The 20,961-nt window shown below is 67.9% G+C and carries 26 protein-coding genes and 4 pseudogenes; 16 read left to right on the plus strand and 14 right to left on the minus strand.

Going from position 1 to position 20,961, the window contains the following annotated elements:
* From ACIHCQ_RS42550 to ACIHCQ_RS42565, 4 genes and pseudogenes are all read left to right on the plus strand, one after another.
* A pseudogene (locus ACIHCQ_RS42550) lies at positions 1-434 on the plus strand (IS5 family transposase); the annotation flags it as partial.
* Positions 431-1,192, plus strand: coding sequence for a pentapeptide repeat-containing protein (locus ACIHCQ_RS42555; protein WP_399674500.1), 762 nt, complete (start codon positions 431-433; stop codon positions 1,190-1,192). The pseudogene ACIHCQ_RS42550 and the gene ACIHCQ_RS42555, both read left to right, overlap by 4 nt.
* Positions 1,141-1,371 (plus strand): hypothetical protein, encoded by a 231-nt coding sequence (locus tag ACIHCQ_RS42560; RefSeq protein ID WP_399674446.1) that lies wholly within the window; start codon positions 1,141-1,143, stop codon positions 1,369-1,371. The genes ACIHCQ_RS42555 and ACIHCQ_RS42560 overlap by 52 nt, the downstream gene beginning before the upstream one ends.
* Positions 1,372-1,589: 218 nt before the next feature.
* On the plus strand, positions 1,590-2,075 hold the full coding sequence (locus ACIHCQ_RS42565; RefSeq protein ID WP_399674501.1) for a DUF6233 domain-containing protein: 486 nt from the start codon (positions 1,590-1,592) through the stop codon (positions 2,073-2,075).
* A 41-nt stretch (positions 2,076-2,116) separates the two neighbouring features.
* Here ACIHCQ_RS42565 and ACIHCQ_RS42570 read toward each other — a convergent pair whose 3' ends face one another.
* From ACIHCQ_RS42570 to ACIHCQ_RS42585, 4 genes are all read right to left on the minus strand, one after another.
* On the minus strand, positions 2,117-2,518 hold the full coding sequence (locus ACIHCQ_RS42570) for a hypothetical protein (protein WP_399674447.1): 402 nt from the start codon (positions 2,516-2,518) through the stop codon (positions 2,117-2,119).
* A gap of 60 nt (positions 2,519-2,578) precedes the next feature.
* The gene (locus ACIHCQ_RS42575; RefSeq protein ID WP_399674449.1) at positions 2,579-2,983 is read right to left on the minus strand and encodes a hypothetical protein; all 405 of its coding nucleotides are present in this window, start codon (positions 2,981-2,983) and stop codon (positions 2,579-2,581) included.
* A gap of 221 nt (positions 2,984-3,204) precedes the next feature.
* The gene (gene tpg / locus ACIHCQ_RS42580) at positions 3,205-3,705 is read right to left on the minus strand and encodes a telomere-protecting terminal protein Tpg (protein ID WP_399674502.1); all 501 of its coding nucleotides are present in this window, start codon (positions 3,703-3,705) and stop codon (positions 3,205-3,207) included.
* 26 nt (positions 3,706-3,731) lie between these two features.
* Positions 3,732-4,292 carry a hypothetical protein gene (locus tag ACIHCQ_RS42585; RefSeq protein WP_399674450.1) on the minus strand — a complete coding sequence of 187 codons (561 nt, stop codon included), beginning with the start codon at positions 4,290-4,292 and terminating at the stop codon, positions 3,732-3,734.
* Positions 4,293-4,647: 355 nt separating this feature from the next.
* Here ACIHCQ_RS42585 and ACIHCQ_RS42590 point away from each other — a divergent pair, with 355 nt between their 5' ends.
* Entirely contained in the window at positions 4,648-4,866 is a 219-nt protein-coding gene (locus ACIHCQ_RS42590; protein ID WP_399674452.1) for a hypothetical protein, read from the plus strand.
* A gap of 25 nt (positions 4,867-4,891) precedes the next feature.
* Positions 4,892-5,224, plus strand: a complete 333-nt coding sequence (locus ACIHCQ_RS42595) for a hypothetical protein (RefSeq protein ID WP_399674453.1) — start codon at positions 4,892-4,894, stop codon at positions 5,222-5,224.
* Between the two features lie 77 nt (positions 5,225-5,301).
* Here ACIHCQ_RS42595 and ACIHCQ_RS42600 read toward each other — a convergent pair whose 3' ends face one another.
* Positions 5,302-5,766: a hypothetical protein gene (locus ACIHCQ_RS42600; RefSeq protein WP_399674455.1), complete on the minus strand. Its 465-nt coding sequence runs from the start codon at positions 5,764-5,766 to the stop codon at positions 5,302-5,304.
* 736 nt (positions 5,767-6,502) lie between these two features.
* On the opposite strand from ACIHCQ_RS42600, the gene ACIHCQ_RS42605 reads away from it, so the two are divergent.
* Positions 6,503-7,843: an RICIN domain-containing protein gene (locus tag ACIHCQ_RS42605; protein ID WP_399674456.1), complete on the plus strand. Its 1,341-nt coding sequence runs from the start codon at positions 6,503-6,505 to the stop codon at positions 7,841-7,843.
* Positions 7,844-7,894: 51 nt separating this feature from the next.
* Here ACIHCQ_RS42605 and ACIHCQ_RS42610 read toward each other — a convergent pair whose 3' ends face one another.
* Entirely contained in the window at positions 7,895-8,383 is a 489-nt protein-coding gene (locus ACIHCQ_RS42610) for a hypothetical protein (RefSeq protein WP_399674458.1), read from the minus strand.
* A 309-nt stretch (positions 8,384-8,692) separates the two neighbouring features.
* Complete coding sequence (locus ACIHCQ_RS42615) at positions 8,693-9,370, minus strand: GAP family protein (RefSeq protein WP_399674460.1); 678 nt, start codon at positions 9,368-9,370, stop codon at positions 8,693-8,695.
* A 624-nt stretch (positions 9,371-9,994) separates the two neighbouring features.
* Here ACIHCQ_RS42615 and ACIHCQ_RS42620 point away from each other — a divergent pair.
* The 3 genes from ACIHCQ_RS42620 to ACIHCQ_RS42630 all read left to right on the plus strand — a co-directional run bounded on the left by ACIHCQ_RS42620 (position 9,995) and on the right by ACIHCQ_RS42630 (position 13,309).
* Positions 9,995-10,585 (plus strand): hypothetical protein, encoded by a 591-nt coding sequence (locus ACIHCQ_RS42620; protein ID WP_399674462.1) that lies wholly within the window; start codon positions 9,995-9,997, stop codon positions 10,583-10,585.
* Positions 10,586-10,711: 126 nt separating this feature from the next.
* Positions 10,712-12,064 carry a Dyp-type peroxidase gene (locus ACIHCQ_RS42625; protein WP_399674464.1) on the plus strand — a complete coding sequence of 451 codons (1,353 nt, stop codon included), beginning with the start codon at positions 10,712-10,714 and terminating at the stop codon, positions 12,062-12,064.
* 54 nt (positions 12,065-12,118) lie between these two features.
* Positions 12,119-13,309, plus strand: a complete 1,191-nt coding sequence (locus ACIHCQ_RS42630) for a catalase family protein (RefSeq protein WP_399674465.1) — start codon at positions 12,119-12,121, stop codon at positions 13,307-13,309.
* An 88-nt stretch (positions 13,310-13,397) separates the two neighbouring features.
* On the opposite strand, the pseudogene ACIHCQ_RS42635 reads toward ACIHCQ_RS42630, so the two are convergent.
* A pseudogene (locus ACIHCQ_RS42635) lies at positions 13,398-13,973 on the minus strand (hypothetical protein); the annotation flags it as partial.
* Positions 13,974-14,057: 84 nt separating this feature from the next.
* On the opposite strand from ACIHCQ_RS42635, the gene ACIHCQ_RS42640 reads away from it, so the two are divergent.
* Complete coding sequence (locus ACIHCQ_RS42640) at positions 14,058-14,303, plus strand: DUF6207 family protein (RefSeq protein WP_399674466.1); 246 nt, start codon at positions 14,058-14,060, stop codon at positions 14,301-14,303.
* Between the two features lie 36 nt (positions 14,304-14,339).
* Here the strand turns inward: ACIHCQ_RS42640 and ACIHCQ_RS42645 are convergent, their stop codons facing one another.
* Positions 14,340-14,720, minus strand: coding sequence for a winged helix-turn-helix transcriptional regulator (locus ACIHCQ_RS42645; protein WP_399674467.1), 381 nt, complete (start codon positions 14,718-14,720; stop codon positions 14,340-14,342).
* A gap of 142 nt (positions 14,721-14,862) precedes the next feature.
* Here ACIHCQ_RS42645 and ACIHCQ_RS42650 point away from each other — a divergent pair, with 142 nt between their 5' ends.
* From ACIHCQ_RS42650 to ACIHCQ_RS42660, 3 genes are all read left to right on the plus strand, one after another.
* Positions 14,863-15,270, plus strand: coding sequence for a RidA family protein (locus ACIHCQ_RS42650; protein ID WP_399674470.1), 408 nt, complete (start codon positions 14,863-14,865; stop codon positions 15,268-15,270).
* A 119-nt stretch (positions 15,271-15,389) separates the two neighbouring features.
* The gene (locus ACIHCQ_RS42655) at positions 15,390-15,632 is read left to right on the plus strand and encodes a hypothetical protein (protein ID WP_399674471.1); all 243 of its coding nucleotides are present in this window, start codon (positions 15,390-15,392) and stop codon (positions 15,630-15,632) included.
* Entirely contained in the window at positions 15,632-16,000 is a 369-nt protein-coding gene (locus tag ACIHCQ_RS42660; RefSeq protein WP_399674472.1) for a LexA family protein, read from the plus strand. Before ACIHCQ_RS42655 ends, ACIHCQ_RS42660 begins: the two co-directional genes overlap by 1 nt.
* A gap of 185 nt (positions 16,001-16,185) precedes the next feature.
* Here the strand turns inward: ACIHCQ_RS42660 and ACIHCQ_RS42665 are convergent, their stop codons facing one another.
* Positions 16,186-16,404, minus strand: coding sequence for a hypothetical protein (locus tag ACIHCQ_RS42665; protein WP_399674473.1), 219 nt, complete (start codon positions 16,402-16,404; stop codon positions 16,186-16,188).
* Between the two features lie 123 nt (positions 16,405-16,527).
* Between ACIHCQ_RS42665 and ACIHCQ_RS42670 the strand changes: the two are divergent.
* Positions 16,528-17,645: pseudogene (locus ACIHCQ_RS42670) on the plus strand (IS630 family transposase).
* Between the two features lie 52 nt (positions 17,646-17,697).
* On the opposite strand, the gene ACIHCQ_RS42675 reads toward ACIHCQ_RS42670, so the two are convergent.
* Positions 17,698-18,240: a dihydrofolate reductase family protein gene (locus ACIHCQ_RS42675; protein WP_351460168.1), complete on the minus strand. Its 543-nt coding sequence runs from the start codon at positions 18,238-18,240 to the stop codon at positions 17,698-17,700.
* A 67-nt stretch (positions 18,241-18,307) separates the two neighbouring features.
* On the opposite strand from ACIHCQ_RS42675, the pseudogene ACIHCQ_RS42680 reads away from it, so the two are divergent.
* A pseudogene (locus ACIHCQ_RS42680) lies at positions 18,308-18,448 on the plus strand (IS630 family transposase); the annotation flags it as partial.
* Between the two features lie 30 nt (positions 18,449-18,478).
* Here ACIHCQ_RS42680 and ACIHCQ_RS42685 read toward each other — a convergent pair.
* From ACIHCQ_RS42685 to ACIHCQ_RS42695, 3 genes are all read right to left on the minus strand, one after another.
* Positions 18,479-18,829, minus strand: a complete 351-nt coding sequence (locus ACIHCQ_RS42685) for a hypothetical protein (protein WP_399674475.1) — start codon at positions 18,827-18,829, stop codon at positions 18,479-18,481.
* A gap of 114 nt (positions 18,830-18,943) precedes the next feature.
* A complete protein-coding gene (locus ACIHCQ_RS42690; protein ID WP_399674504.1) occupies positions 18,944-19,177 on the minus strand; it encodes a hypothetical protein in 234 nt (77 codons plus the stop codon).
* Complete coding sequence (locus ACIHCQ_RS42695; RefSeq protein WP_399674476.1) at positions 19,174-20,580, minus strand: replication-relaxation family protein; 1,407 nt, start codon at positions 20,578-20,580, stop codon at positions 19,174-19,176. The genes ACIHCQ_RS42690 and ACIHCQ_RS42695 overlap by 4 nt, the downstream gene beginning before the upstream one ends.
* Between the last annotated feature and the right edge of the window lie 381 nt (positions 20,581-20,961).

A 20,961-nucleotide genomic window follows, 5' to 3' on the forward strand; every position in this document is an offset into this window, starting at 1 on the left:
GGCAAACCCGGCTCCAAAATGCATGTTCTGTCCGACCGGTCCGGACTGCCCCTCGTGGTCGGTGTCTCCGCCGGCAACACCCACGACAGCCACGGACTGAAGCCCATGGTGGCCGTCTCCAATCGAGACACGACCCCGAAAACGGCTGGTACTACAAGCCCCGCAAACTGCACGCCGATAAGGCCTACGACATACCCGACCTGCGCAGATGGCTCCGCGGCAAACGCATCGGCGTCCGCATCGCCCGCAAAGGCATCGAGTCCAGTGAACGATTAGGCCGACACCGGTGGGTGATTGAGCGCACGATGTCCTGGTTGACCGGCTACCGCCGACTCAGCCCCCGCTACGAACGCCATTCCCGCAACTACCTGGCCTTCCTCGGCCTCGCCGCCGCACTCTGCTGCTACAAACGACTCATTCACCTCACCACATAGGACACGGTCTTAGCAAGGCAACCTTCCAGGGCGACGCCGGGTTTGGCGAGGCAACCTTCAAGGGTCATGCCGAATTCAAGTCGGCGAGCTTCAGGGGCGAGGGCTGTTTTAGGGAGGCGACGTTCGAGAACAATGCCGGGCTCCGAGAGGCGGTCTTCGAACGCGATGCCGATTTCAGTGAGGCGACCTTCAAAGCGGTCGCCGCCTTCGACGCAGTAAACTTCGAAAGGAACGCCGGATTTGACAACGCCGCCTTTGAAGGCGACACCTCTTTTAAAGGGGCGACTTTTGAAGGCGATGCGACTTTCCCGAAGGTGACCCTTCAGGGCTACACAGACTTCGAGTCGGCGATCTTCCATGGTCTGGGCTGGTTCGCCGACGCAACCTTCGAAGGCGACACCACATTCCGCGAGGCGACGTTCAAAAGCGACGTCGGATTCCTGAACGCGACGTTCAAGGTGCTCGCCTACTTTGAATCAGTGACCTTTAATGGCGCCGCCTGGTTCAAGAAGGCCACTTTTGAAGGCGGAGCTGAATTCACAAAGGTGACCTTCAAGGGGTACGCCGATTTCAGTTCGACGGTCTTCGAGAACAATGCCGGATTCCTGGATGCGACGTTCAAAGCGGACGCCGACTTCGAATCAGCGATCTTCGATGGCGTCGCCTGGTTCAGATCAACAACTTTCGAGAAGGCAGAAAAATTTGGGTGCACATCGCCTCCGGCGAGCCAGACGACCGGAAGTCGCTGGAGGAGCTGATCAATACGGACTTCCTCGGTGACCGGACCGGCAACGAAAAACTCAGGCGAGGCAGCGACTACCTGCGCGACGACCTCGTAGCCACCGGCGATCTCCCGGGCGCGGTCACCGAAGCCCTGCGCAACATCGCCCTGGACTGGCGCTACCTCCACCCCAGCCTTCCGAACCTGCACGACTGAACGCGCCGCCCGCCTCGCGTTCCGCCGGCACAAGGGCTTCCAGGACCTTGCCGCGGCGCGGGGCCGGCTACTACTGCTCGTGATCGCTCACGCCTCCAGAGACCACGGATCTCCTGTGGACAGATTCCGGGATCTCCGCAGATGGGGGCGGGTGCTGTCGGTGTCCGTCCGTACGGTGGGAGGCATGACGAACGTCCTCGAACCCCGAGCCGGTGCCGGTGCCCATCCGGGTGCTGCTGCCCGGGGATCAGGAAGTCGTCGCGCACCTGTGGTCCCGGCGCCAGCTGCGCGACGGCTGGCTGTACCAGGTCGGCCTCCCCGCGTACCGAAACGGCCCCGGCGACAGTGTGGAACCTGCCGAGTACCGGGTCTGGGTACGCGCCCCGCAGCACGTACGCCCCGTGGACGGCGTCCGGTACGAGGCGGTGCCCACCGAGTACCTGCCGTCAGCCTCACCCGTTCAGGAGGCGCTGGGGCCCCGCCGCCCGTCCGGCTGGGTACTGGCGAAGGCCCCCGGCCGCGGGCCCGGCCGGGGTGTCGTGCACGCCGTCGACTGCGCAGAGGCTCCGGCCGGGGTACCGGTGCTGACCCTGGAGAAGGCGCTGGACGCTGCCGAGCACCCAGGTGTCCGGCTGTGTTCCCTGTGCGGCGCTGCGGCCGAACTCGATCCCGTGCTCTGGGGCTTCGACCGCGGTGGCGACTGACGGCCGTACGGGGATCCGGGCGCGGCCACGGTCGGAACTCCTCAGCTACGGGACTGGCCCAGGAAGGCATCGAACATGGCGCGGGCGCGTTCCGGCCCGTACAGGGTCATCTGCTGCTGAACGAGGGCCTCGATGCGTTCCTTGACTTTGGTGAGCTCCTCCGGCGTGTCCAGGTGTGTGGGATCGAACGGCTCCTCGACACCGACCACCGCCGGGAATGGCTGATCTGCCGTCCCGATGTCGTAGGCGCGCACCTCTGGAACGAGCGGCAGCACGATCAGGCGGGAGCCCTCCGTCAGGTTGAGCGCGGCAGCGGAGGGCGCGTACAGGTTGCCGACCTTCTCCCGCAGGAAGAACGCGGCCATCTCCGCCGGGGAGACGATGAACCCCCACCTCTCGTACGTGTGCGCCAGATCGGCGTCCCATACGTAGCCGGTCAGCATCCGGCGGCCGCGCCGACGCTCGATGTCGGCGGCTGCACGGACCAGCTGCCGGCCGATGCCCTACCCGCGGGAGGCGGATGCCACAGCCATAAAGGCCAAGTGCGCGCTGACCGCGTTGACCCGGTCGAACATCTTGCGCTGCATGCCAACCTGCTGGGCATATAGGTTCTGGTGTGCTTTCAGGTCGGCCAAGTCGTCGCCCGGCTTCGAACCGAGGTTGCCGCCCTGGACCAGCACGGCGCCCAGCAGTGTGCGGCGCCGCTCGAAGACCAGGAGGCGGAACGGCTCGGCGTACCGGGCCGTGTCGACCCCGCTGTCGAGGAGATGACAGGACGCCGCCAGCTGCATCCGGTCCTGTTCATCCCGGGCCACTTCCGCGAGTAGGGTCCGGACCGCGTCGCCTTCTCCGACACGAGCCGGGCGTACACCCGACGTCTCCCCCTTGCGTGCCTTGACCCGCCCCATCTGTCTCTCCCTCGGTGTCGGTGGTGCGCAGCGTTCCGGAGAAGCGGCTCACCGTCGTTGCTCCGGTCAAGAATCGCCCCGGCCCGGCTGTTGCGTGGTAGATCCCGCGAAAGATTCCTCCGGAAGGCCTACGCCTCGTTGGGCGTCGGCATCGGGTCCGTGCGCGGGCGAGCCCCGGACCGCATCGGTCCGGGGCTCGCGGGCTGTTCGGGACGCGGCCTCTACAGGTCGAACTCGAGGTGCTCGATGTCCGTGAACCGCACCTCCTCCAGGCTTCCGGCGCGGCGGCCGCCGTCCTGGAAGTACACCTCCTTGAGCGCTTCGGCGGCGATCTCCTGGAGCTGCTGGTCGGTGGCGCCGGCCTCCTGGGCGTCGAAGAGACGGGCGGCGTAGCGGGGCGGCAGGGCGACGGTCAGGTGCCGGATGCGGTCCTGGTCCGTCGACCCGATCGGCGCGGTGTAGCCCACGCGGGCGCGGGTGTCGACGACGATGCCACCGGTCGTTGCTGCCTTCTGCCGGGCCTTGGCGCGGATCTGCGGCTGCCACCGCTTCTTCACCTCGCGCTCCAGGCACGCGGCGAGGTCGGCGCGGGGCTTTTTGATCTGGTCCTTCACGTACCGTTCGACGGTGCGCTGCGAGATGCGCAGCACCCCGGCACCCGACTCTGTTCCCTTTGCGGCGCCGCTCTTGAGCTGGACCCCGTGCTCAAGGGCTTCGACCAGGGCTTCGGCGAGAGCTGAGCGGCGGGTCAGCGGCGGGTGACGGTGAAGCCGGTGTCGTTGACGGCGGCGGTCCACACGTCGCGGTCGAACCACTTGGTGATGTTCGGCTGCATCTCGTTAATGGTGCGCATCCGGGCTTCCCAGTCGTGCCCGGCCGGGCCGCGGCTGCCGTCGCATCCAGTACAGCCGTCCTCGCCGTGGATGTGGCCGGCCATCCAGGCGTTGACCGCAACGTTGATGATGACCGCGTACAGGTCGCCGCCGGTCTGGGCCAGGGAGTCCGGCACACCGGCGAGGACCAGGGCGAGTTCGGGGTTGTCGATCGGCGGCATCGGGGCCTGCCCGACGTCCTTCTCGCTGCTGCTCTCCTCATAGGAGGACAAGCTCTGCGCGAGGCGGTCGGCCGTGGCCTTGGCATCGAAGTAGCGCCAGGCGGAACGCACCTGGATGCCGAGCCGCTCGGACACGGTGGTGATCTGCTGCTCGATGGTCTCCGCCACGGTCGCCGGCGCGAGGGTCACCCCGCGGTGGGCCAGCTCGGAGAGCGTCTGGGCAACGGCTTCCTTGAACGCCTTGGTGTTCCGCACGACTGCATCGTAGGCGCACTGGAGCAGCTGGCAGACGGCTTCCCCGCATTGAACCGCCACAGGTGCCCAGCGGGTGACGGGGCACCTCAGCATCGTTGGACAGGGCAACGCGTGCAGGAACATCCGACCCCGCGGATACGCGAGTAAGGGCCCGAACCATCTCGGTAGGCTCGCCTCGGGGCTGGCTTCGCATGCCCGTACGGGAAACCGCTCACGCGTGCGGATGCGGGAAGGGCGTTGTCAGACCCCGCTGTCACCATCCGGTCATGCCCATCAGCCGGGAGTACGCGCACTCCCTCTTCACGGACCTGACGCAGAGCGCCACGGTGCCACTGGACCTGACGAGCTCCTCCACATGCCGGGCCTGCGACAGCACGGTCACGTCTTCTTCGGCGACATAGCCCTGTGCTGCTACAAGCACAAGGTGCGCTGGAAGTACGACGAACGGGAGATCCGCCGCGCCGGACGTTCGTTCGCGGAGCTGCGCCTGGACCTGGACGACGTTGTGGACGTGGAGCTGCCCCCCGTACCGCGACATCCCGGAACGCGACCCGGAGGAGTGGAGCCGTCCTGACTGGCGGCGACAGCTGGTGTCGTGGATGTTCAACCAGGCCCGCTACAAAGCCCAGGAGGGGCGCCCTTACGAAGAGTGGGACGACACCTGGAGGGAAATCGGAGCGAACGGACTGCCGGGCGATCTGACCTGGGAGGAGTTCGTCGCGGCCGCCAGCAGGCACCGGCACTCGCAGAACATCGCCAGCACCCGGCCGCTGCGACTGCTGACCTGGTCCGGCCAGACCTGGCTTCTGCCCCGGGCCTACACGGAGCTCCTGGACCGCTGGGGACAGCGGGAGGAGGAACTGCTCACCCGGGGCCCGGCTCTGCTCCTGCGGCGCCCAGAGCCCGGTCTGGGGCGGCTGAGAACGAGGTAATCCAGTCGTGGCGTGACGCGGGCGGTGAGGGCCCCACGTCGTAGGCGGGCGATGCAGGCCGGAACAGGCAGCAGGTGTCAGGACGGCTCGCCGGGCGCCGGATTGGAACGCCGACGGATGACATCGGGCAGCTGGCGGGAGCAGGCGGCCGGGATGAAGAACAGCCAGGTCATGCCGAGCCCGGTCACGGTGGCGCTCAACAGGCCCACCGACACCGACGGGTCGTCGACCGAGGCCACCCCGCAGAACACCGAGCTGACGGCCACGAACACCAGCGACGCGACGATCCATCGTTCTCGCAGCGGTGAACGGGTGCGGGCCACCACGCTCATCCACCATGTCCAGCCCGCCATCAGGCAGAACAGCACGGCCGCCGGCGGCAGAAGGACGGGCGGCGCCCACCGCGCGACGTCGCCGCGGGGCAGCTCCTGCCCGGCCTGGTGGCCGACCTGGACCAGCCACACCAGGTACACCGGCACCTCGACCGCGATCACCACCCACATCAAGACCCGCAGACCCCATAACGCGCCCCGCTCGCTCATCTCTTGGCCCTCCCCTTCGATCACCAGGTCCAGGGGAACGTAGCGGCCGGGCGCCGCCGCCCACCAGGACGCCTGTGACGAAGCAGCCCAGTTGGCAAGGGTCGGGGCAGGCTGCCGCTGACGAGAAAGTTATGACGGTGCTGGCGCAGTGCGGTGGGCGGCGGTCCACGGTCCCATGAACGGGCGGGCCAGCTCACCTCCCTTACCGCGGCTGCCGCCGTACCGAGGCGTACCGCTGCCGGTACCTGGCGGACTGGTGGGCGACGAAGTTGCGCCGGCAGCTCGCCATCGATGACGCCGAGCGCGCCGTTCTGGCCGAGCGAGCCGTGGGCCGCCCGAATGCATCGGGGAAGCGACGGGTGGGCGGTGCTACCGAGCTGCTCTCCGTGCCGCACCCTGGTGCGCACGCCGGGGCACAGGCGCACACGTCCGTCTGTCGCGTGCCGGTGCGTGCCGACGCTGGCATGCGCCGGTCTGCTGGGCAGTGCTACCGGATCACTTGATGGATGGGTTTGCCCGCCGCAGGCCCGGACGGGGGACCGCTGGCCTCCAGCATGGGAGCAGCGCGCCTCCGGCGGCACGGTTGCTTTGTGTGTGATCGCCGGAGACGTTCCCTGCCCGACCAAGAGGACCATGCCGAACATGACCGGTGCAGGCAGTACGGCACCTGGCCAGAACTGGCAGACCTACAACAACCCTCTGTGGTGGGCGCTCAGTGAACGGTGAAGGGATGACGATGAGCACTGCCCAAGCGGCAGCCACAGGTGGTGAGCAATCCGCCCCTCCGATCAGCACGGTCGCGGGGACCGGGGCTGAGGGGTTCAAGGGGGACAACGAGCCTGCCGTTACGGCCCAGTTGAACCGTCCGTACGGGATTGCGGTGGACAGCACCGGCACTCTGTACTTCTCCGACTTCTACAACCACCGGGTCCGGAAGATCAGCACGGTCGCGGGGACCGGGGCTGCGGGATTCAGCGGGGACAATGGCCCTGCCGTCTCGGCCCAGCTGAACTACCCGCGTGCGGTGGCAGTCGACAGCGCAGGCTCCGTTTACATCACCGATACCAACAACCACAGGGTCCGAAAGATCACGACCGATGGGAAGATCAGCACGGTCGCCGGCGCGGGCACTGCGGGCTTCAGCGGTGACGACGGCCCCGCCACCGCCGCCCGGTTGCACACCCCGTTGGGGGTGGCAGTGGACAGCACCGGTGTCCTCCACATCACCGACCACGGCAACCACCGGATCCGAAAGATCACGACCGATGGGAAGATCAGTACGGTCGCGGGGACCGGGGCCGGGGGCTTCGCGGGAGACGGCGGCCCAGCGCTTTCAGCCCAGCTGAATGGCCCGCACACAGTGGCGGTGGATGGCGCGGGCGACCTCTACATCGCCGACTACAGCAATCACCGGGTCCGGAAGGTCACGGCGGACGGGAAGATCAGCACGGTCGCCGGCACGGGCACCGCGGGCTTCAGCGGTGACGACGGCCCGGCCGCCTCAGCCCAGCTGAAGAACCCGTTCGGGCTCGCTGTGGACTGCGTCAACACCCTCTACATCGCCGACCACCTCAACCACCGGGTTCGGAAGATCGCGTCGGCGCGGATGGCCGGGCTGCCCGAGTCGGGCACCGTGGTCTCCTGGGCCAACGTCCGCAGCAGGTTGCGGATGGCGGTCGTGCGTGAGTCCACCAAGGACGGGGCCGAGATCCACCAGTTGCTCGCCGTCCCCAGGGATCACCAGCGGTGGCGACTGGTCGCGGCGGGCCAGGACAACGGCGACGTCCTGTACAGGATCGAGAACGTGCGCAGCGGCAAGGTCCTGGAGGTCGTCGGCGCACAGGAGGCGTCCGGGGCGGTGGTCGCGCAACGCACCTACGAGGGTGCTGACGCACGCCACCAGCAGTGGAGGCTGATCCCGGTGGGCTCGGTGAACGGCAGTCCGCGGGTGTACGAGATCGCGAACCGGAACAGCGGTCTGCTGCTGCGAGTCGACACCAACGCCCGTACGGCGATCAAGCAGGACGGGGCGGACGGCGACCACCAAGGTCGGCAGTGGCAGCTGCTCCCCGTGTGACGCACGTGGGGTCAGGGGTGACCTCGCCCCTGACCCCACGGAACCCTTGCGTCAGTTGGAACCAGACGGGTCCTCGGCGGTCGGCTTGGGTGCTTTGGGAGTCTCCGGGGCCTTCGGGGCCTTGGTGTAATCGCTCTTCTTCGGCTTGTTCTCCAGGTCCTCGTCTTTCTGGAGGCCGCTGTGTTTCGTCACCGTCGCACTTGACTCCTGCATGCGGGCGGACGCCGCCTCGGACACCGAGTCGGGATTCTGGGCGTACTGGGCCTGCGCACCGGCAGATTCCTGGGTGGTCTGGATGAAGGAGCCGAGGAAGCCCAGGATGGCGCGCGCTTCGGGTGACTGTTCCTGGACCACCTTCGCGTGGGAGGAAGCTCCGTGGATCGCGCTGTTGAACAGGCTGGTGCTCCTGTCGTCGTATGTGTCGTCGTCGGCGTCCTCGAAGTCGACGCCTGCCCCCGGCTGCGGCTTGACGCTGTCGGTGGTTACGGAGAAGAGCCCCGCACCCTTGCCCGCGAAGTTGAAAACGTTGTCGAACACCATGGTCGTCACCCTTGTTCGTCGTCGTGGCGCCGCCGCCCGGTCAAGGCTGCTTGTGCAGCGCTCGGTGGCTGTCAATCAGGCTCTCGCAGTCGAACATCGTGTGGTGGACATCCAGGGCGGAGACGACCTCTGCCCACCCATGCACCACCGAACTCACCACCGCAGATCCGGCGTACTGCCCGGGCAGCAGCCTGCAGCTCCGGAGCAGCAGCAGGCGAGTGGTCAGGCGTCGGCCTGGGCGACGGCGGCGCGGAACTCCTGGGTCATCAGGGCGACCGAGCCGCGCTGTACGGGAGTCGGGCCCGGCTGTCAGGAGGTGAGGATCGAGATGCCGTCTCCGAGCAGTTTCAGCCCGAGAACGAAGAACAGGACCGCCATCACGGCGACATTGTGCTGGGCTGCCCAGTCTTTCCAACTGCCGAGCGTGGTCTTGGCTCGCTCTCCTCCGAGTAGGAAGATTCCCAGTGGGGCCAGCAGGCCGAGGGTGGCGATCAGGACGAAGATCGCCAGCGATGCGACCTGCTGCCCGACCGGCAGTCCGGCTGAACCGATCGCGGCGCCCGCGGCGATGGTCAGCGGGGCGTTCTTGGCGTTGAGCGCGGCCAGGGCCACACCGAGTCCGAAGACCTTGACCGGCGTGAGGCGGTCGATGGCGCCCATCCACTTCGGCAGCTGTGCTTGCGAGGGATCCGCCGGACGCCGGCGCCACTGCCGGGCACCGAAGAGGACCAGGAGCACACCCAGAGCGAGCTTGAGAGCTCCCACCCAGATGGCCGGTTGATTGTGGGCCGAGGCACCTGCGGGGGAAGCGACCACCAGCATCACCGCACCCAGCGCCGAAAGTCCCAGGATCCAGCCGACGGCGAACAGCAGTCCGTTGAGACGTCCCCGGGGCGTGGCGAGAATGAGGATGATCGCGATGATCGGGAGCGGGCTGATCGCGACGCCGGCCGCAAGACCCAGCACGTCACCGAGAACTTTGCCCATGGTTACCTCCAGGGGGCAGGGCGGCGATCGGGTCGAGCAAGGCTTGGCGGCAGTGGGTGACCCGACCGCCGGGGCGGGCATCCGCAGGGGTGTCGTGGACGTGCCCCGGGCCTGCAGAAGGGCCCCAGTGCGGTCTCCGCCGTCCCGGAAGCGGCCCTTCTGAACGGCGAACCCCCCGGCGGGCAGCATCCGTCCCGCGGCCGTTCGGACGTTCCGGACTGCTGAGCGCCTTCATCGCTCAGACCCGCTCACGGTGTGGCGGGGACGGCGCCTGGGTGCTGCGGCGAGCTGTTACGCGGCTGGCTTCTCGACCAGCGGAAGCGGCTGCCCGGGAACGTGACGGCGACGCGGGACACCTTCATTCCATCTTCCTGTGCCTTTCCGGATCTGTCCTCGGGAGCTTCTCAGAGGGCGAGCACCCTGGCCCTGGCCTGCTGGCCACCCGTGTTGTTGCCTTCCCGGGACTGGACCAGCCAGCTGGCACCCGAGGCTGCTTTCCACATCCCCAGGGCGCAAGTTGCGAGGCGGCGCATGTGTGGTGAGGGTTGAAAGGTGAGGGCGATGGCGCCTCATGTTGGAGCGTTTGGTGCCCCTTGAACCGATCAGTGGCAGGAGAATCTCACGATGACCGCGACGACAGGTGCGAGCCAGTCGGCTCAGCCCGAGCGCCCAGGCATGAGGGATGGGGTGTGTAGCGAGTTCACTGTCTTTACCAAGATCAAGCCGGGTCATGCGGATGCTCTGCGTGAGGATCTCGCCACGCTCGCCAGCGGGTCGGCTGACGTGGAGGCTCGTGCGGCGCTGCGCCAGATCGGCACCCTGCACGACGCACGGCACGTGATGTTCGACAACGACACCCGATTTATGTTCGCCAGCGTCTTCGACGGCTCCTGGGACACGTACATCGACGACTTCAGCAAGACGGTGGTCGGGGTCCGCTTCGACAAGGTCTTCTCGCACACCGAAGGGTTCCCTGGCGTCAGCGATCCAGGGGTGAAGGACTGGTTCGTTGCCCACCAGGCGCCCGCGGGGGTCTTCGTCAGCTCGTACCCCGATCTGACCGTTCAGCAGATCTGGAAGGACCAGCGCGTGAACGAGGCGTTCCAGGAGGTGCTGGACACCCCTGAATTCCGGGCGGCGCTGGAGAACCCGGCCAACGCGGAGCTACTGGCCACGCCTGCCTTCCAGAAGCTGATGGAGGAAGCCGCGGCCTAGGCGCGCTGGAACCCGGACACAACCACCCCTCAGAGCCGACCCAACATCGGTGGATCGCGTCGGCGGACGCCGGCCGGCCGCTGCAGGGCTGCCCAGGCGGAGACCGATGTGGAGGCACGAGCGAACATGAACACGGCGGCAAGCAGCAGCACAGCCGGCACGGTCGTCGAGATCGACGACGTGCAGAGCGGGGCACTGCGTCCACGGCCGGTGCCGTACGAGGGAAAGTTCATCTTCCTGCGCGTCGATGACCGCCACGCCGGACGCGACCTGCTGCGGCGTCTGCTCCCGTTGACCTCTGCTGGTCTGCCCAGCGGGGACCGGAGCCAGGACGCCTGGGTGGCTGTGGCGTTCACCTACCAGGGGCTCAAGGCCCTGGGCGTGCCCCAGGAGTCACTGGACAGCTTTCCGCGGGCCTTTCGTGAGGGCATGGCTGCCCGGGCGGAGCGCATCGGCGACGTGGGCGACAGTGCCCCGGCCCACTGGGAGACACCGTTTGGAACGGGCGATGTTCACATCGCGTTGAGCGCCCTGTCTTCCGATGCGGCGCAGCTGGACAAGGAGCTGGAGCAAGCCCGTGTCGCCTGCCAGGACACGCCCGGTGTCCAGGTGATCTGGCAGCAGGACGTTCACCAGCTCCCGACCGGGCGCACCACCTTCGGCTTCCGCGACGGCATCAGCCATCCGAACATCGAGGGCGTCGGACTGCCCGGCTCCAACCCGCAGGAAGTCCCCATCAAGGCCGGCGAGTTCATCCTCGGCTACCCCGACGAAACCGGCAACCTGCCGCCCATGCCCAGCCCCGATGTGCTGGGGCGCAACGGAACCTACGTGGCCGTGCGCAAGATCCACACCAACGTGGCGGCCTGGCGCCGATACCTGCGCGCGAACACCTCCAGCGCCCAGGAAGAGGCACTCCTGGCGGCCAAGATGGTCGGCCGCTGGCCCAGCGGAGCGCCGCTGACGCTGGCGCCGGAGCACGACGACCCGGAGCTTGCGGCAGATCCGCACCGCGTCAACAACTTCCTGTACCGGGAGAACGACGATCGCGGCCTCCGGTGTCCCGCCGGTGCGCACATCCGGCGCAACAACCCCCGCGATGCCACCATCATCGGCGACGCACGGATGCACCGTCTCATTCGCCGCGGCACCACCTACGGCCCTCCGCTGCCCGAGGGCGTGCTGGAGGACGACGGCGCCGACCGGGGCCTGGTCGGAGTCTTCATCGGCGCGCACCTGGAACGACAGTTCGAATTCATCAAGGCCGAGTGGGTCAACGACGGCAACTTCATCGGTTACCCCGGCGAGAAAGACCCGGTAGCCGGGCATCACGACGGAACCGGCAGCGCCACCATCCCGGAGAAGCCGGTCCGGCGCCGCCTGCGGAACCTGCCCAGCTTCGTGGTCACCCGAGGCGGCGAGTACTGCTTCGTGCCGGGTCTGCGCGCCCTGCGCTGGCTGGCCGAGCTCGAGGATTGAGGGAACTCCCCAGCCTCCGAGGTCCACCACGATCTGCGAGAAGAGGTCGAAGTCATGGCAGCACAGTTCGTCCCCTACACGCCGGACGTCGAAGACGATGAACCGAACTTCGACCAGAACCTGCAGACGGTGATCGAAAAAACCGAAAGCTACATCACCGAGTCAGTCAGGGCCGGTGGCACCGGACAGGCGCTGCGCGACGCCCACGCCAAGGGCTACGGGCTGGTCCGAGGACAGGTGGAAATACTGGACGGGCTTCCCCCCGAGTACGCCCAAGGCATCTACGCGACTCCGGGAACCCACGACGCGCTCATTCGCTTCTCCAACGGCTCGCCTCACGCCGGAGCCGACGCGCGACTGGGCAGCGCCACCGGACTGGCACTGAAGATCTTCGACATCGACGGCCCGACCCTTCTGGAAGACGAACCGGACACAGGCACGTTCGACTACGCCAACATCAACGCACCGATCTTCTTCTGCAACACAGTCGAGCACTACCTGTTCATCCAGGAACTGTTCCTGAACGCGTCGGCCTACTTCTCCCAGGGCCGACCCGGCGCGCACCGTTTCTTCACCGAGTTCGTGACCGGAAAAGGAACGCTGGACCAGGACGACTGGGCGTGGGACGAGTTCCTGGCCTTCGTGCGCCTGTCGAAGATCCCTCCGGTCAACGTGCTGCTGTCGAGTTACTGGACGATGGGCGCGGTCAGGCACGGGGACTACATCGCCAAGGTGCGCATCACCCCCGACCCGGACTTCGCCGCTGCGGTGGTCCGGCGTACCATCGACCCCGCCTCGGCGCCGGAGGTCTTCCGGCCGGCCCTGCAAGCCGAACTGCAGGAGCGCCCCTACGCCTTCGACATCCAGGTCCAGCTCTGCACCGACCTGGCCCGGATGCCGGTGGAGGACACCACCGTGGAGTGGCCCGAGCAGCTCTCGCCGCCCGTCACAGTGGCCAAGCTACGGTTGCCGCAGCAGGACATCTCCGGCCCGGAAAACCTGGAGAAGATGGACGCGCTGTCCTTCACACCCTGGCGGGTCGCCGCCGAGCACGCGCCCCTCGGCAACATCATGCGGGCCCGCAAAGAGGTCTACCGGCACTCCTCCATCCAGCGCCACAAGCTCAACCAGCAGCCGCGCACAGAGCCCCGCAGCGCCGACGAGGTACTTGGACCAGCCCAGCAGCGCGACGAGGAGTCCAAGACGGCCAGCCCCGCCGCACGGCCTGGCGGTGCGCACCCATGAGGCGCAAACCCGGGGCTGGGGCCGGGCCTTGGCGGCTATGAAACAGGTTCTCCAGGATCGCGCGGCGCCGCTCGTACGGCTCGGTCAGCAGCTCCCGACCCTCGATCGGCAGGACGTCGAAGGCGATGAAGTGCGCCGGCATCTCCGCCGCCAGCTGCTGCGCGGCACGGCTACCGGATACGGCGCGGCGCTGCAGCGCCTCGTACGAGAGCCGCTCCCCGTCCCACACCACCAGCTCACCATCCAGGACCAGGCCGTGCGGCAGCTGCTTCGCCGCGGTGACGAGGTCGGGGAAGTGCCGCTGGATCAGGGAGCCGCGCCGCGACTGGAGCAGCACCGGCCCGCCGGAATCCACGGGGGTGAAAAGGAGTGCGCGGTAGCCGTCGAACTTGGCCTCGAACGCGAGCCCGCCCGGCAGCACGCCCGGCCGGCCCGGGAACGCTCTCGCGGGCCTGGGCGAGCATCGGCTCCAACGGGGGACGCAACACCACCAGAGCCTCCCTTCCACCGTTCGCCGGGCCCTCTCAGGTCGTTCTTCAGCGACCATGGGATGGCCGTACAGCCGCTCGACAACGCGGACACCACAACGTCTTCTCCAAGCTCCTGACCTCTGTCTACGACGCCGCTCCACGCTCCGCGACCCGGCGCCGCGCCCTCTGGGCATGCCTCCCCTCGCTCGTATCGCTCGTATGGATGGGATGGGGCGGGTCGGCGAACCGGGCGGGCAGGGGCCGCGTCGGATGAGGGCATGGAGAAGATCGACGCGCAGCACGTCAGTGAGCCGGGGCTGCTGGTCCTGGATACCACCGCTGGCGACGAAGAGACCGTGCTCGCCGCGGTAGCCGAGCTGGACCGGCGGTGGGCGACGTCCGGCAGCGCGGGGGTGCGGCGGGTGCCTGGCGAGCCGGGGGTGAAGACGCGGCTGTACGTGGACCTCCTGTGGCTGAGCACGCAAGTTGGCCACTCTGGGCATCGCAGTTGGCCGCAGGAGTAGCGACGCGTTCGCGTACCGACGCCGGCGCTCCACCCGTCAGGCGTCGAAGCGGTGGCGGGCGTCCTCGATGTGACCGAGGTACTGGTGGGTCCAGTCGCACATTCCATCGACCGTTGCCCGTAGGGCTTGGCCCGCCTCGGTGAGGGTGTACTCGACCCGCGGCGGCACGGTGGGGTACACCCTCCGCTCGACCAGGCCGTTGCGCTCCAGCATGCGCAGGTTCTGGGTGAGCATCTTGTGGCTGATGCCCTCGATCTTGTTCCGCAACTCACTGAAGCGCAGGGTGCGTTCACCGAGAGCCTCGATGATCAGGAACGCCCACTTGTTGGCGACGTCGGAGAAGATCTCCCGCGCCAAGGAATCCGCGCGCGTCAGGTCTGCTTCCTCGGGTGAGCCCCTGAACTGCTTGGTCACCATTAGGTTCCCCAGTCACTGAAAAGTGCGTTCTTCCATGTCAGCGGCCACTCTCCTATGGTTCCTGAGTAACCACAAGAGACCGAGAGCGTCATGGCTGGGTGGACGCGAGCCCACGGGCGCTCAGGACGAGGAGGCAGGCAGCATGGCCATCACCCTGGTAAACCCCGGCGGATTGCCCAAGATCGATGTCTACCGGCAAGTGTCGATCGCATCCGGGTCGAAGATGGTGTTCATCGCCGGGCAGGTTGCCTGGGATGCCGAGGGGGCCACGGTTGGCGAAGGCGACCTCGCCGCGCAGGTCGAGCAGTGCTACCTCAACATCGGAATCGCCCTGGCCGAGGCCGGTGGCTCCTTCGACGACGTGGCGAAGCTGACCTTCTACGTCGTCGACTGGACCCCCGACAAGATGCCCCTGCTCCTGGAGGGGATCTCCCGGGCGACCGCGAAGCTGGGGGTCACCCCGGTCCCGCCGGCCACGCTGCTGGGCGTTGCGGCACTGGACGTCCCCGACCATCTGGTCGAGATCGAAGCCACAGCGATCCTCGACTGAAGAGATGATCTCCGCCCACTGAGCACCGGAGTGGCCAACTGGCGCGCCCAGTCCTCCGGAGAAGTCGGTCGTAGTGTCCGAATGGGCGCGCAATTCGAACACGTGATGGAATTCTGGCCATGGCGCATATCTTCTTCCCCCGCGACCTGGTGCAGGCCCAACGCGACTGGAACCGCACGTACGAAGCACTCACCGAGCAGCCGGTTCACACCACGGCGCTGCGCCGCCGCCTGCGGCTGCTCTCCTGCCAGATCGTCTGGCATCCCTTCTGGTCCACCGGGCCCGGCCGGTCACCGGCGGCACGGGTGGAACTGCGCCGCCAGGCCCGCGCCCGCACCCGCGAAGTGGCAGAGGTGACGTGATGAATCACCTCACCGAGCGGCAGGAACGCATCCTGGCCTGTATCCGGGAGTGGATCGCCGACCACGGCCAGGCGCCCAGCGTCCGGGAGATCGGCCGATGCGTCGGCCTGTCGAGCCCGTCCTCGGTCGCCTATCAACTGAAGCGGCTGGAGCAGCGCGGAGCGATCACACGCAGCGGGCGCACTGGCGCTCCTGCCGCATCAGGTAGCCCGAGCGCAGCGGCGGTCCCTCCCCTGACCGGCGCCGCTCCCTCACCACCCTCATCACCTTCAGTCAGTGGAAAAGGCGGAGAACAGGGGAAGTCAGCCCGCCCGGAGCACTCACCACAACATCTGACCTGCACATATGGGAGTAGTTACGTTCGGTGAGCGCCACTGATAGCGCCACTGTTGTCGCCGCACTCACCACGAGTCAGGTAACCGTCGGTGCCCCCTGAGTCGACTGAGGAGATTCCTTCTTCCGGCGGCCGCACCGCCTGGGGAACCGTGCGGTCAGCGCCGGGACAGACGTGGCCACTGGCAGGCACGTCCCACAGCACCCCGCTGTCGTCAGGTCAGCCGAAGTCGAGCGTCTCCTGTGCGAAGTCGGCCGGAGCCGGGCGGTGCGGCGGTGTGCCGTCCTGGTGCGCAGCCTTCCAGCGCTCGGTCAGCTCGTCCTTCCACCCCTTGGGCGGAGGCCACGGGACACCCCAGGCGGCGAGCTGGTCACGCGTCCATGCGCCCTTATCTGTGCGGGCGGCTTCGATCTCTTTGGGCGACGGCAGGTCGGACATGTCTAGTGCGTTGGCCACGAACGTTGGCCGGGTCTGGTGACACGCGGGTCAGTATTCGCGGCACGGGGTTCTGTCGGCCTCACTCTCGATGGCAACGTGGTCGCTGTTGAGGGTGAGGTCGAAATGGCAGAGCCGGTCAGAGCACGGCGGTTGACCAATGAAGAGGGCCGGAAGCTGCAGCAGATCGTCCGGCGGGGCAGACACGAGTCCGTGCGGGTCCGCCGGGCGTTGATCGTTATGGCGTCGGCGTCGGGGACCCCTGTGACGGCGATCGCGCGGTTGGTTGCCGCGCATGAGGACACCGTCCGGGACGTGATCCACGCCTTCAACGCGAGGGGCCTGGCCGCGCTGGACCCTCAGTGGGCGGGAGGCCGTCCCCGCCTGATCAGCGATGACGAGCGCGAGTTCATCGTCGCGACGGCCAGGACCCGCCCAGCCCGGCTGGGACGCCCCTTCACGCACTGGAGCCTGCGCAAACTCGCCGACCACCTGGCGGACAACCCGGTCCGGGCGGTGAAGATCGGCCGGGAACGGCTGCGGCAGATCTTGCACGAGCATGGGATTTCCTTCCAGCGGACCCGTACCTGGAAGGAGTCCAAAGATCCCGACAAGGACGCCAACTCGACCGCATCGAGTACGTGACCAGCCGTTTTCCGGACCGGTGTTTCGCCTTCGACCAGTTCGGACCGCTGTCGATCCGCCACTGCCACGGCTCCAGCTGGGCCCAGGAGAGGAAACCGGACCGGCTGCCGGCCACCTATCACCGCACCCACGGCATCCGGTACTTCCACGGTTGCTACTCCCTCGGCGACGACCAGCTGTGGGGCGTGACCCGCCGCCGCAAAGGCGGCGACCACAGCCTCGCCGCACTGAAGTCGATCCGGTCCGCCCGCCCCGACGGCGCCCCCATCTACGTGATCATGGACAACCTGTCGGCGAACAAGACCCCGCCGATCCGGACCTGGGCGAAGAAGAACAAGGTCGAGCTGTGCCTGACGCCGACGAGCGCGTCGTGGGCCAACCCGATCGAGGCCCAGTTCGGGCCCTTACGCAACTTCGTCATGGGCGGCTCCGACCACCCCAACCACACCGTGGCCTCCCGGAAACTCCAGGACTACCTGCGGTGGCGCAACGCCAATGCCCGCCACCCCGACGTCCTGGCCGCCCAACGTCGCGAACGCGCCAAGGTCCGCAGCGAACGCCAACAACGCTGGGGACGCCCACGGCCCACCGCCGCCTGATCAGACCCGGCGAACGTCCGTGGTCAACGCACTAGCTGCTTGAGGGCCGCGCCTACTTTCGCACGCGGAACCGGAGCATCGTGACGGCGCCCGACTGGGTGTTGCTGAAAGGTTCCAGGTCGATCCTGTCGAGGCTTGAGGGCGAGAAGCGGACACCGTCGCCGAGTAGCACCGGTAGTACATACACCAGGATCTCGTCGACGAGCCCCCGCTGCAGGCACTGGGCGGCCACGTCGGCACCGAGGATCTCCAGGTTCTTGCCGCCCGCGGCGCTGCGTGCCGTGGCAACGGCTTCCTCAAGTCCACAGGTGAGGAACGTGACGGTAGGGTCCGGTTCGTCGGGAGGCTCGTGGGTGAGGACGAACTGTGCTCCCCCGTCGTAGGTGGTGTCCTGGTCGGCCATACGCTTGGCGACCTCGTACGTGCCCCGGCCGACGAGCATGGCGCCTGTGGCCGCCATGACCTCCGGGAACACGTCCGCAGTCAGGTACTCGGCGATCCAGTCCATCGCGTGGCCAGGACCGGCGATGAAGCCGTCCAGCGACATCGCCCTGTTCACGACCACTTTGCCGGTGCCGGTGCTCACATCGCTCATGCGTACTCTCCAAGAATTTTGGAAGCCCGAGGCCGAATCATAGTTCGGCCGGCGGGGAGGGCGAGGGCGGGAGTTGCACGCGTATCTGCGGTGGCGCAACGCGAACAACCGGCACCCGGATGTGCTGGCCGCGCAGCGTCGGGAACGTGCCCGGGTACGGCGTGAACGACACCGCCGGCGGGGTCGCTCTCAGTCCCGGGCCGCGTGACCAACCCGGTGATCGTTTGTGGTCACCGCACTAGCGACCTCCCATGAGGAACAGGGCCGAGGCAGGGTGGGACAGGCTCTTCGCCAACTGCTCGCTGTCAGCCGCGACGGCCCGAAGCTCTCCGGCAGTCGTGACCACTTCGGCCTTCGGGTCGCGGCCCTGCTCCATCGTGATCTTGTCGTTGGCGGCCAGCATCTCCAGGACGTCGGCAGTCTGCTCGAACGCCTGCGGAAGCCGGTCGACCAACGACTTCAGCGCCTGGGTGGCTTCCGACAGAGGCGCCGACAGGTCCTTCGCGTCGTCCAGCACCACGCGGTTGAACTCCTCGATCAGGTCGCGGGCCTGACGCACCAACTTCGCCGGATCCTTCTTCGCCGCCATGCGCTCGCTCCCCGCCGCTGAAATGGTGGCCCTCAGTGTCCCAGAGCGAGAACGGCGGGCAGACCCGTGTAGACGAGGTGACCGGTCGCCGCTGCCGATCGTGGCGCGCCACGTTCAGGGTGTGTCGCCCGACCAGTCCCAGCGGTTCCGCTCGCCGGGGCGCGGGTCGTACAGAGCCCGGCCGCCAGGGCCGAACTGCCCGAGCTCGGTCATCAACGCGACGCCGGTCTGGATCTCCTCAGCTGTCCAGCCGGTGATGTCGAGCAGCAGACCGTCCAGCGGGCAGCCTTCCAGCCACCACCGACAACGCGGGCTTGCCCAGGGTCGCCTTGGGCTTGCCCGCGTCAGGTGCGCAGACGCGAGAACCAGCCGCCGGCCTTCTGCTCGGGCACGGCCTGGTCCCGCTGCTCCTGGTGCTCGTTGTCGACCTGGTCCTGCCCTGCGGCGCTCACGGCCTGGTCCTTGCAGTCGTCGCAGAGCTTCGGGTGGGAGTCCTCCGGGGTGCCCCAGTCCGTCGCCTGGGCTGCCTCCCACCGTTCGTCGGTGAACTTCGCCCCGCAGCCGGTGCAGACGGGACGGCGGGCCTCTCGCTCGGCTGCCTTCTTCGCCGCCTGCTCCTGCGCCGCCCGCCGTACCTGTGCCTTGTACTCCTCCTGGCGTGCCCGGTACTCCTCTGCCTGGCGGGCGTCGGCCGCTTCGCGGCGGGGGTTGCCGATCGCCTCCCGGAGCGGCTGCGGGTGAGTGCGGCCGAAGCGGGCGAACACGGCGCCGGTCGGTCCGTGCTCGCGGAGATTGCGCAGTCCGACCGCGATGATCGGGATCCTCCCGTCGTAGTGGTGGTAGCCGCCCTTCTGCCGCTCCCCCTGCCACAGGTGACGGGTGAGCTCTTGCAGGCGCGGGATCGTGCGGTTGGGGTTGCGCTCGCCAATGTGGTTGAACACCAGCAGCACGGGCGGGTGCGTCGCATCGCCGGACCAAGTGGCCGGAGCGGTCCAGCGAGTGCGCCACATCGGGCGCTCCTTGCCGTCGGTGTCCTTCATCTTCCGACGGAAGAACCGGGCGTACTTCTCCAGCTTGTCGGCGAGCTCCTCCGCGGTCTCGTGGCAGTTGTCGACCTCGATGAACAGCAGCGGCACCCTGTCCTGCGGGGCGGTGAGGACGACGTCGGCCTGGGCGCCGCCCTTGCCGGGCGCGTTCCAGGTGCCGGTGGCGGGCAGCGGGACCTCGGTCCAGTACGAGGCGATGCTGCCGCCCCCTCCGGGGGCGTCGACGGCGGCCTGGGCGGCGCCCCGGACTTCGGCCGGGTCGTCGGCGAGCTTGGCCATGTTCGGCTTCGGGCGCAGCATCGAAATCACGGTCTCGTTGACGGCCATCGGGTGGGAGGCCCCGCTGGAGCCCGCGCCGCGTGCGGTGGAGCCCATCTCCGTCACCGGGCGCCGCAGCTCGTAGGAGGCAGCCTCCAGGCCCTTGAGGGTCAGGTTCCGCAGCCTCTCCCCCGTCTCGGTGGAGCCGCCGTTCTCGGCGAGGCCGTGCTTGCGCATGTCGGAGAGCGCGCCGGTGTGCGAGGCGGTGCGGGCGGTCTTCTGCTCGGACGGGGTCTTCTTGTCGGTGTGCCTAAAGCTCAGGTGCGGAGCGCCGATCCGCTGGATCTGATCAGCCGTGGCCACCTTCAGCACTCCGAGCACCCGCAGCACGTCACCGCGGAACCCGTTCGTCGACCCCGCCAGGTTGGTCTTCCGCTTCCCCGCCATCAGCTCTGCTCCCTCGTCACTCGCGACCGGCCGCCGGCCGACCGCCGCTGTGGCCGCGCCCGGCCTGGGAGGGCGTCCGGGCCCCCCGGAACCCGATGCTCTCCTCCCATACGGACATCAGGAGGAGAGAAGAGGGTTGTGACGGCGCAGTTTTCGCGCCGCTTCCCGGCCTGACAAGGGGTTTTTCCCCTGCCCCGGGTGTCGGGCACCAAAGGGGGTCCCCAAGTGCCCTCCGAAGTGGGCACCCAAGGAGCCCACTTCGGCTTGCCCGCCACAGGCCGGCCTTCCGGTGTGCACGGGCCATGAGCCAGCCAAAATATGAAAGTCGGGCCGGACTCGGCCCGGACGGGTAATCACGGCGGACGTATGGGTGAACGGATC

This window comes from Streptomyces sp. NPDC052236, assembly GCF_044548015.1.
Lineage (GTDB): Bacteria > Actinomycetota > Actinomycetes > Streptomycetales > Streptomycetaceae > Streptomyces.